Source organism: Pseudomonas sp. SDO55104_S430 (genome assembly GCF_054070595.1).
Genome location: NZ_JBSVXG010000230.1, coordinates 1 through 8775, shown reverse-complemented (window position 1 = coordinate 8775; position 8775 = coordinate 1). Strand labels below are relative to the sequence as shown.

Here is an 8775-nt window from a genome sequence, read left to right as displayed (position 1 = left end):
GATCCACACCGATCGGTAGGAGCGAGGCTTGCCCGCGAACGGCCGCAACGCGGTCAGCCTGATGCAAAGAAACAGCTGTGAGCCACCCGACAGCTGTAACTCACAAGAATAAAAAAGATCCGAGGTGTTGCATGTCCGAGCTATCCAAGGCCCGTATTCCCGACGCACCCGCCATTCAGCGTTTACCTCTCCTGCAACTGATCCTGGTTGGCCTGCAACACGTTCTGCTGATGTACGGCGGCGCCATCGCGGTGCCGCTGATCATCGGACAGGCCGCGGGCCTCAGCCGTGAAGAAATCGCCTTTCTGATCAACGCCGACCTGCTGGTCGCCGGCATCGCCACCATCGTGCAATCCCTCGGCATCGGCCCCATGGGCATCCGCATGCCGGTGATGATGGGCGCCAGTTTCGCCGCTGTCGGCAGCATGGTTGCTATGGCGGGCATGCCTGGCGTGGGCATGCAAGGCATCTTCGGCGCCACCATCGCTGCCGGCTTCTTCGGTATGTTGATTGCGCCGTTCATGTCCAAGGTGGTGCGCTTCTTCCCCCCATTGGTGACCGGCACGGTCATCACCTCGATCGGTCTGTCGCTGTTCCCCGTGGCCGTGAACTGGGCCGGCGGTGGCGCCCAGGCCGCACAATTCGGCTCGCCCATCTACCTGACCATCGCTGCGCTGGTGCTGGGCACCATCCTGTTGGTGCACCGCTTCATGCGCGGGTTCTGGGTCAACATTTCGGTACTGATCGGCATGTGCCTGGGCTATGTGCTCTGCGGCGTGATCGGCATGGTCGACCTCAGCGGCATGGCCAACGCGCCCTGGTTGCAATTCGTCACCCCGCTGCACTTCGGCATGCCGAAGTTCGAACTGGCGCCGATCCTGTCGATGTGTCTGGTGGTGGTGATCATTTTCGTCGAGTCCACCGGGATGTTCCTGGCGTTGGGCAAGATCACCGGCGATGAAGTCTGCCCTCGCCGGCTGCGTCGCGGTTTGCTGTGCGATGCCGGCGCGTCGTTCTTCGCCGGTTTCTTCAACACTTTCACCCACTCCTCCTTCGCCCAGAACATCGGCCTGGTGCAGATGACCGGCGTGCGCTGCCGTTCGGTGACCATCGTCGCCGGCGGCCTGCTGATCGTCCTCAGCCTGCTGCCCAAGGCCGCGTTCCTGGTGGCCTCGATTCCACCGGCGGTGCTCGGCGGCGCGGCGATTGCGATGTTCGGCATGGTGGCCGCCACCGGGATCAAGATTCTTCAGGAAGCCGACATCGGTGACCGTCGCAACCAGTTGCTGGTGGCGGTGAGCATCGGCATGGGCCTGATCCCGGTGGTGCGTCCGGAGTTTTTCGCCCACCTGCCCCTGTGGATGAGCCCGATCACCCACAGCGGCATCGCCATGGCCACCCTCAGCGCGCTGTCGCTGAACCTGTTGTTCAACATCCTCGGCGGAAAGGAACGCGCCGCGACCAACGACTGTCACGCCCACTCGCATTGATTGAACAGGCACCGCCCCCACCCGGGGGTTGGGGCTGCCTTTGCCTGACAAAAATAAAAAAAGAGGGAGCAACAGATGATTCGGACACAGACAAGCATGTTGCTGGCTACCGGGCTATTGGCCGCCAGCCAGGCCATGGCCGGCGATCTACTGCTGTGGCAGACCAACAGCATCAGTTACCTGTACGGCAAGGATTTCAAGGTGAACCCGTCGATCCAGCAGACGGTGACCTTCGAGCACGCGGACCGCTGGAAATACGGTGACAACTTCATGTTCATCGACAGCACCTACTACAACGGCAAGGGCGACCGGAACAAAGGCTCCCACGCCTACTACGGCGAGTTCAGCCCGCGCCTGTCCTTCGGCAAGATCTTCGACAAGAAAATCGAACTCGGCCCGATCAAGGACGTGTTGCTCGCCATGACCTACGAGAACGGCGAAGACGACACCGAGGCCTACCTGATCGGCCCCGGCTTCGACCTCAAGGTGCCCGGCTTCAACTTCGTCACTCTCAACATCTATCAGCGCTTCACCGAAGGCGCGCGCCCCGGCGATGGCGTGTGGCAGATCACTCCGGCCTGGTCCTACACCGTGCCTCTAGGCAACTCCAGCCTGCTGATCGACGGCTACATCGACTGGGTGACCGACAACGACCAGAACTCCCGTGGCACCTATCACGCCAACCTGCATTTCAACCCGCAGATCAAATATGACCTGGGCAAAGCCATGGGCTGGCGCGAGAAGCAGGTGTATGCCGGCATCGAATACAGCTACTGGAAGGACAAATACGGCATCGAGAACAACGGCCGACTCGACACCAACGAAAACACCACCAGCCTGCTGGTGAAGGTGCATTTCTAAAATGATCCGCAACCGTGCCCCAAGCCTGTCGTCGGTGCGCCTTTGCGGAGCACTTGAGACCTGGCCGTGGAGTCAGTATTCTCCGCGACCGCCTGAATCCGCTTTAAAAAAAAGCCCGGATTTAATTCCTGACCAGCGAGCCAACTTATCCCGGCGCTGGACGGTACCAAGGCATCCCCAAAACCTCTCAATCGACTGCTCCCGGGCAGCCGAGCGGGAGTTTTTTTGCTTTTCGAAAAGCCTTGGCTCAGCCCTGCTGACAGCACTGACGCTGGCCGAAAGGACGATTTTTAACAGCTGCAGAAAAAGGCGCCACACCAGAGCGTCGACCTTAAAAAAACGTGAAACCACTACTTTTGGGAGCAACCGAATGAAACGCACGTGCACTAGCCTGATGCTGGCGGGATCGATGCTGGCAGGGGGTCAGGCCATCGCAGGCGACTTGCTGCAATGGCAGAACAACAGCCTGACTTACCTTTATGGCAAGGACTTCCAGGTCAATCCGCGCATTCAGCAGACCGTGACCTTCGAACACGCCGACGGCTGGAAATACGGCGACAACTTCTTCTTCTACGACAAGATCTTCTACAACGGCAAGGAAGACGCCTTCGCCGGCGAGAACACCTACTACGGCGAGTTCAGCCCGCGTCTGTCGTTCAACAAGATCTTCGACCAGAAACTGGAATTCGGTCCGGTCAAGGACGTGCTGCTGGCCATGACCTACGAATTCGGTGAGGACGATACCGAGTCTTACCTGATCGGTCCCGGCTTCGACCTCGCCATCCCGGGCTTCGACTATTTCCAGCTGAACTTCTACAACCGCCACACCGAAGGCGACCGTCCGGGCGACGATATCTGGCAGATCACTCCGGTCTGGTCCTACACCATCCCGGTGGGCGATTCGAGCATCCTCATCGACGGCTTCATGGACTGGGTGGTCGACAACGACGTCAACAGCAAAGGCGAATACCACGCCAACCTGCACTTCAACCCGCAGATCAAGTACGACTTGGGCAAGGCGTTGAATCTGGGCGAGAAGCAGCTGTACGTGGGTGTCGAGTACGACTACTGGAAGAACAAGTACGGTATCGAAGACACCGACGGTTTCAAGACCGATCAGAGCGTGACCAGCTTCCTGGTCAAGGTGCATTTCTGATCTGAAAAGCTTCGCGGGCAAGCCTCGCTCCTACAGGATTCGCGAGATTCCCTGTGGGAGCGAGGCTTGCCCGCGAATGCCGCGCCGCAAATGTCAGGCCGACAGCACCGGCTCCGGCAACCCCAGAAACCTGCACAACTCATCTTTCTTCGCCAACGCATCCCGCCGCCCAAGATCGATCAACTCGCTGCAATACCCCGCCTCGAACAGCAGATAACTCAACACCCCCGCCCCACTAGTCTTCGTCGCCCCCGGCCCGCGCAGAAACAGGCGCAATGCCGCCGGCAACTCATGGCGATGGCGCGCGGCAATCTCGTCGATCGGCTGGCTCGGCGAAATCACCAGCACCTCCACCGGCGCCACGCCCAGCGTGCGGACCGGCGTGCCATCGGGCATCAGGCGGCTGAACTGGTTCAAGCGCTGCAACAGCTCGATGTCGCTTTCCAGACTGTCAATGAACGTACTGTTGAGCATATGGCCGCCGATCTGCGCCAGCGTCGGTTGCTGCCCGGTGTAGGCCCGTTGCAGCGGTTGCTCCGGATCGATGCCCCGCGGGTTGCCACTGACCCCTACCACCAGCACACGACTGGCCCCCAGGTGCAGCGCCGGGCTGATCGGTGCCGACTGGCGCACCGCACCATCGCCGAAAAACTCTTCGCCGATCTTTACCGGAGCAAACAATAGGGGAATCGCCGAACTGGCGAGCAGATGTTCAACGGACAATTGGGCAGGAACGCCGATGCGACGGTGGCGCAGCCAGTCATGGATGGCGCGGCCGCCCTGATAGAAAGTCACCGCCTGGCCGGATTCGTAGCCGAACGCAGTGACGGCCACAGCATGCAGCTGCTTGTGAGCGATGGCCTCGGCGATCCCGTTCATCTGCAACTTGTCGTTGAGCAAGTCGCGCAGCGGTGAGCTGTTAAGCAGCGCCACCGGCACCTGGGCGCCCAAGCCCAGCAGGCTGTGACCAACGAAACGACTGGCCTGGCGGATCACCCCGGGCCAGTCGCTGCGCAACACCAGATGACTGCGAAAGCCCTGCCAGAACTCGGTCAGACGCTCAATGGCAGAACGAAAATCCATGGCCCCACTGGCCAGGCTGACCGCATTGATCGCCCCGGCGGAGGTGCCGACGATCACCGGAAACGGATTGTCGGCGCCCAGCGGCAACAGTTCGGCAATCGCCGCCAGCACCCCGACCTGATAGGCCGCCCGAGCCCCGCCGCCGGAAAGAATCAAACCTGTTACCGGTTCAGCAGGACTCATCACATCGCTCCTCCATGGTGCATCAGGTCAGGTGCATCGGGCTGTCTGGATCAACCGCGCTTGGCGTACAGCTTGGGCTCGCCCGGTGGACGGCTCTTGAAGCGGCGATGGGCCCAGAGGTACTGCTCGGGGCAATCGCGCAACACGCCTTCGATCCACTGGTTGATGCGCAGGCAGTCTTCTTCCTCGGTTTCACCGGGAAAGCCTTCCAGCGGCGCATGGATCACCAGGCGATAGCCGCTGCCGTCCGCCAGACGCTCCTGGGTGAACGGCACCACCAGCGCCTTGCCCAGCCGCGCAAACTTGCTGGTGGCGGTGACGGTCGCCGCCTGAATGCCGAACAGCGGCACGAAAATGCTTTGCTTGGCGCCGTAGTCCTGATCCGGTGCGTACCAGATCGCCCGGCCGGCGCGCAGCAGCTTGAGCATGCCGCGCACGTCCTCGCGCTCCACCGCCAGCGAATCGAGATTGTGCCGCTCGCGGCCCTGACGCTGGACGTAGTCGAACAACGGGTTCTTGTGCTCGCGGTACATGCCGTCGATGGTGTGCTGCTGGCCCAACAGCGCGGCGCCGATTTCCAGGGTGGTGAAGTGCACCGCCATCAGAATCACGCCCTTGCCTTCACGCTGGGCCTTCTGCAAATGCTCCAGGCCTTCAACGTGCGCCAGCTTGGCCAGACGCTCGCGCGACCACCACCAGCTCATGGCCATCTCGAAGAAAGCGATGCCGGTGGAGGCGAAGTTTTCCTTGAGCAGGCGCTTGCGCTCGGCGGCGGTCTTTTCAGGGAAACACAGCTCCAGGTTGCGCTTGGCGATGCGCCGCCGTTCGCCGGCCGCCCGGTACATCAGGGCACCCAGGGCGCGGCCGATCAACAGCAAGGCCGAATAAGGCAGCTGGACGATCAGCCACAACAGCCCCAGGCCCAACCACAGCGGCCAGAAACGTGGCGAGAGAAAGGATTTTCGAAAACGCGGGCGATCCATTAAAGCTTCCGGAAAGACAGTGGCCGCGCATTCTACATCGTTCGACCCGGCTTGCGGCCTGCGGGCGTTCTCGTTATAAGTCTGGGCACTTTTAGTGACAAGCCGTTGTATGCCGACCATGAGCCAAACCGAACCGCAAGACCAGGATTCCGTGTTCCAGCTGAAGGGCAGCATGCTGGCCATTACCGTGCTGGAACTGGCCCGTAACGATCTGGAAGGCCTCGACCGGCAACTGGCCGCCAAGGTTGCCCAGGCCCCTGGTTTTTTCAGCAATGCGCCGTTGATCCTGGCCCTGGACAAACTGCCGGCCAGCGAAGGCGTGATCGATCTGCCGGGCCTGATGCGCGTGTGCCGCCAGCACGGCCTGCGCACCCTGGCCATCCGCGCCAGCCGCATCGAAGACATCGCAGCGGCGATTGCCGTCGATATTCCGGTGCTGCCGCCGTCCGGCGCCCGTGAGCGTTCCCTGGATCTGAACGAGCCGGTTGCTCCGAAAAAACCGGAAAAGCCGCCGGAGCCGACGATCAAACCAACCAAGATCATCACCACGCCAGTACGTGGTGGCCAGCAGATTTACGCCCAGGGCTGCGACCTGGTGGTGGTCTCCTCGGTCAGCCCGGGGGCGGAACTTCTTGCCGATGGCAACATCCATGTATACGGCCCGATGCGTGGTCGTGTCCTGGCCGGGGTCAAGGGCGACACGAAAGCCAGGATTTTCTGTCAGCAATTGAGCGCTGAACTGGTCTCCATCGCCGGTCATTACAAGGTCTCCGAGGATCTGCGCCGCGACCCGTTATGGGGTTCGGGTGTGCAGGTCAGCCTGTCGGGCGACGTGTTGAACATCATTCGGCTTTAACGGATACTGCCGCATTTTCCAATCATCTCTAAAACGTAGCGAAAATGGCTCAAACGAAGTAGGAAACAGGCCAAAAGCCGTGTTTACCGCCGGTAAACGCAGCCCAAAACCAAATTCCAGCCAAGGCTGTTCGACTGCAGTAGTTACAAGAGATGTTTTTCAGGGGCTGAAAAAAGTCCTTTTTCATTAGGGGTGAAACACCTTGGCCAAGATTCTCGTGGTTACATCCGGCAAGGGTGGTGTGGGTAAGACCACCACCAGCGCCGCTATCGGTACCGGCCTCGCACTGCGCGGCCACAAAACAGTGATCGTCGACTTCGACGTCGGTTTGCGTAACCTCGACCTGATCATGGGTTGCGAGCGCCGTGTGGTTTACGACTTCGTCAACGTCGTCAACGGCGAAGCCAACCTGCAACAGGCCCTGATCAAAGACAAGCGCCTGGAAAACCTCTACGTGCTGGCCGCCAGCCAGACCCGCGACAAAGACGCGCTGACCGTCGAAGGCGTAGAAAAAGTCCTGATGGAACTCAAGGAAAACTTCGAGTTCGTGGTCTGCGACTCCCCGGCGGGCATTGAGAAAGGCGCCCACCTGGCCATGTACTTCGCCGATGAAGCGATCGTCGTGACCAACCCTGAAGTGTCCTCGGTACGTGACTCCGACCGCATGCTCGGCCTTTTGGCCAGCAAGTCCCGTCGTGCAGAGCGCGGCGAAGACCCGATCAAGGAACACCTGCTGATTACCCGTTACCACCCGGAGCGTGTGAGCAAAGGCGAAATGCTCGGCGTAGAAGACGTCAAGGAAATCCTCTCGGTGACCCTGCTCGGCGTGATTCCAGAATCCCAGGCGGTGCTCAAGGCATCCAACCAGGGCGTTCCGGTGATCCTCGACGACCAGAGCGATGCCGGCCAGGCCTACAGCGACACCGTAGACCGCCTGCTGGGCAAAACCGTGGATCATCGATTCCTCGATGTACAGAAGAAGGGATTCTTCGAGCGCCTGTTTGGAGGCAACTAAGCAATGAACCTTTTTGACTTCTTTCGTGCCAACAAAAAGCAAAGCACCGCGTCGGTAGCGAAAGAGCGTCTACAGATCATCGTGGCGCACGAACGCGGCCAACGCAGCACCCCGGACTACCTGCCAGCCTTGCAGAAGGAGTTGGTGGAGGTGATTCGCAAGTACGTCAATATCGGCTCCGATGACGTGCATGTGGCACTGGAAAGCCAGGGCAGTTGCTCGATTCTGGAACTCAATATTACCCTGCCAGATCGCTGATCGATCCGGTGGGAGCCACGGCGGCTCAGGTTTTCGCTGTTCCTTGTAGGAGCGAAGCTTGCTCGCGAAGGTGTGTCAGCTACATCGTTGTCGACTGACACTCCTTCGCGAGCAAGCTTCGCTCCTACAAAGAGCCTTGAAAGCCTGAGCCGCCGTTGGCGTTTGTTACGAGGCTGTTTTAATGCCGTTGTCCAACGTCCACATCCTTTATCAGGACGCCGCCATTCTGGTGGTGAACAAACCGACCCTGTTGCTCTCCGTGCCCGGCCGGGCCGACGATAACAAGGATTGCCTGATTACCCGCCTGCAGGAAAACGGCTACCCGGACGCGCTCATCGTCCATCGGCTGGATTGGGAAACCTCCGGCATCATTCTGCTGGCCCGGGATGCCGATACGCACCGTGAACTGTCCCGGCAGTTCCACGACCGCGAAACCGAAAAGGCCTACACCGCCCTGGCCTGGGGCCAACCCGAACTGGACAGTGGCAGCATCGACCTGCCCTTGCGCTACGACCCGCCGACCAAACCACGGCATGTGGTCGACCACGAGTTCGGCAAACACGCCCTGACTTTCTGGCGGGTGCTGGAGCGTTGCGGCGACTGGTGCCGCGTGGAACTCACGCCGATCACCGGCCGCTCGCACCAGTTGCGCGTGCACATGCTGTCTATCGGTCATCCGTTGCTGGGCGACGGGCTCTACGCCCACGAACAGGCCCTGGCCGCCTGGCCCCGGCTGTGCCTGCACGCCAGCATGCTCAGCTTCACCCACCCGCAAACCGGCGAGCGCCTGCGCTTCGAGTGTCCTGCCCCGTTCTAAAGCACAAACAAATCCCCTGTGGGAGCGGGCTTGCTCGCGAAAGCGGTGTGTCAGTCAAAACATTGTTGAATGA

At 60.5% G+C, this 8775-nt stretch carries 9 protein-coding genes; 7 read left to right on the top strand and 2 right to left on the bottom strand.

What is annotated here, in order from left to right:
* Nucleotides 1–131 precede the first annotated feature (131 nt).
* The 3 genes from ACW9JE_RS25825 (at nucleotide 132) to ACW9JE_RS25815 (ending at nucleotide 3507) form a co-directional block, all read left to right on the top strand.
* Entirely contained in the window at nucleotides 132–1490 is a 1359-nt protein-coding gene (locus ACW9JE_RS25825; protein WP_224541321.1) for a nucleobase:cation symporter-2 family protein, read from the top strand.
* Between the two features lie 75 nt (nucleotides 1491–1565).
* Nucleotides 1566–2351, top strand: a complete 786-nt coding sequence (locus tag ACW9JE_RS25820) for an outer membrane protein OmpK (protein ID WP_457434342.1) — start codon at nucleotides 1566–1568, stop codon at nucleotides 2349–2351.
* 370 nt (nucleotides 2352–2721) lie between these two features.
* Nucleotides 2722–3507, top strand: coding sequence for an outer membrane protein OmpK (locus tag ACW9JE_RS25815; RefSeq protein ID WP_224541318.1), 786 nt, complete (start codon nucleotides 2722–2724; stop codon nucleotides 3505–3507).
* A gap of 93 nt (nucleotides 3508–3600) precedes the next feature.
* Here ACW9JE_RS25815 and ACW9JE_RS25810 read toward each other — a convergent pair whose 3' ends face one another.
* Entirely contained in the window at nucleotides 3601–4773 is a 1173-nt protein-coding gene (locus ACW9JE_RS25810) for a patatin-like phospholipase family protein (protein WP_224541317.1), read from the bottom strand.
* Nucleotides 4774–4823: 50 nt separating this feature from the next.
* Nucleotides 4824–5756, bottom strand: a complete 933-nt coding sequence (locus ACW9JE_RS25805) for a lipid A biosynthesis lauroyl acyltransferase (RefSeq protein WP_224541316.1) — start codon at nucleotides 5754–5756, stop codon at nucleotides 4824–4826.
* 118 nt (nucleotides 5757–5874) lie between these two features.
* Here ACW9JE_RS25805 and minC point away from each other — a divergent pair, with 118 nt between their 5' ends.
* The 4 genes from minC to ACW9JE_RS25785 all read left to right on the top strand — a co-directional run bounded on the left by minC (nucleotide 5875) and on the right by ACW9JE_RS25785 (nucleotide 8702).
* Complete coding sequence (minC, locus tag ACW9JE_RS25800) at nucleotides 5875–6612, top strand: septum site-determining protein MinC (RefSeq protein ID WP_224541315.1); 738 nt, start codon at nucleotides 5875–5877, stop codon at nucleotides 6610–6612.
* 202 nt (nucleotides 6613–6814) lie between these two features.
* A complete protein-coding gene (minD, locus tag ACW9JE_RS25795; RefSeq protein WP_224541313.1) occupies nucleotides 6815–7627 on the top strand; it encodes a septum site-determining protein MinD in 813 nt (270 codons plus the stop codon).
* Between the two features lie 3 nt (nucleotides 7628–7630).
* A complete protein-coding gene (minE, locus tag ACW9JE_RS25790) occupies nucleotides 7631–7885 on the top strand; it encodes a cell division topological specificity factor MinE (protein WP_007974947.1) in 255 nt (84 codons plus the stop codon).
* Between the two features lie 181 nt (nucleotides 7886–8066).
* Nucleotides 8067–8702: an RluA family pseudouridine synthase gene (locus ACW9JE_RS25785; protein WP_224541311.1), complete on the top strand. Its 636-nt coding sequence runs from the start codon at nucleotides 8067–8069 to the stop codon at nucleotides 8700–8702.
* Nucleotides 8703–8775 lie beyond the last annotated feature (73 nt).

Excerpts from the sequence above, each read along its gene's own strand:
- ACW9JE_RS25815 (WP_224541318.1), top strand. The coding sequence starts at position 2,722 with ATGAAACGCACGTGCACTAGCCTGATGCTGGCGGGATCGATGCTGGCA.
- ACW9JE_RS25825 (WP_224541321.1), top strand. The coding sequence starts at position 132 with ATGTCCGAGCTATCCAAGGCCCGTATTCCCGACGCACCCGCCATTCAG.
- ACW9JE_RS25785 (WP_224541311.1), top strand. The coding sequence starts at position 8,067 with ATGCCGTTGTCCAACGTCCACATCCTTTATCAGGACGCCGCCATTCTG.
- ACW9JE_RS25810 (WP_224541317.1), bottom strand. The coding sequence starts at position 4,773 with ATGAGTCCTGCTGAACCGGTAACAGGTTTGATTCTTTCCGGCGGCGGG.
- ACW9JE_RS25820 (WP_457434342.1), top strand. The coding sequence starts at position 1,566 with ATGATTCGGACACAGACAAGCATGTTGCTGGCTACCGGGCTATTGGCC.
- minE (WP_007974947.1), top strand. The coding sequence starts at position 7,631 with ATGAACCTTTTTGACTTCTTTCGTGCCAACAAAAAGCAAAGCACCGCG.
- ACW9JE_RS25805 (WP_224541316.1), bottom strand. The coding sequence starts at position 5,756 with ATGGATCGCCCGCGTTTTCGAAAATCCTTTCTCTCGCCACGTTTCTGG.
- minC (WP_224541315.1), top strand. The coding sequence starts at position 5,875 with ATGAGCCAAACCGAACCGCAAGACCAGGATTCCGTGTTCCAGCTGAAG.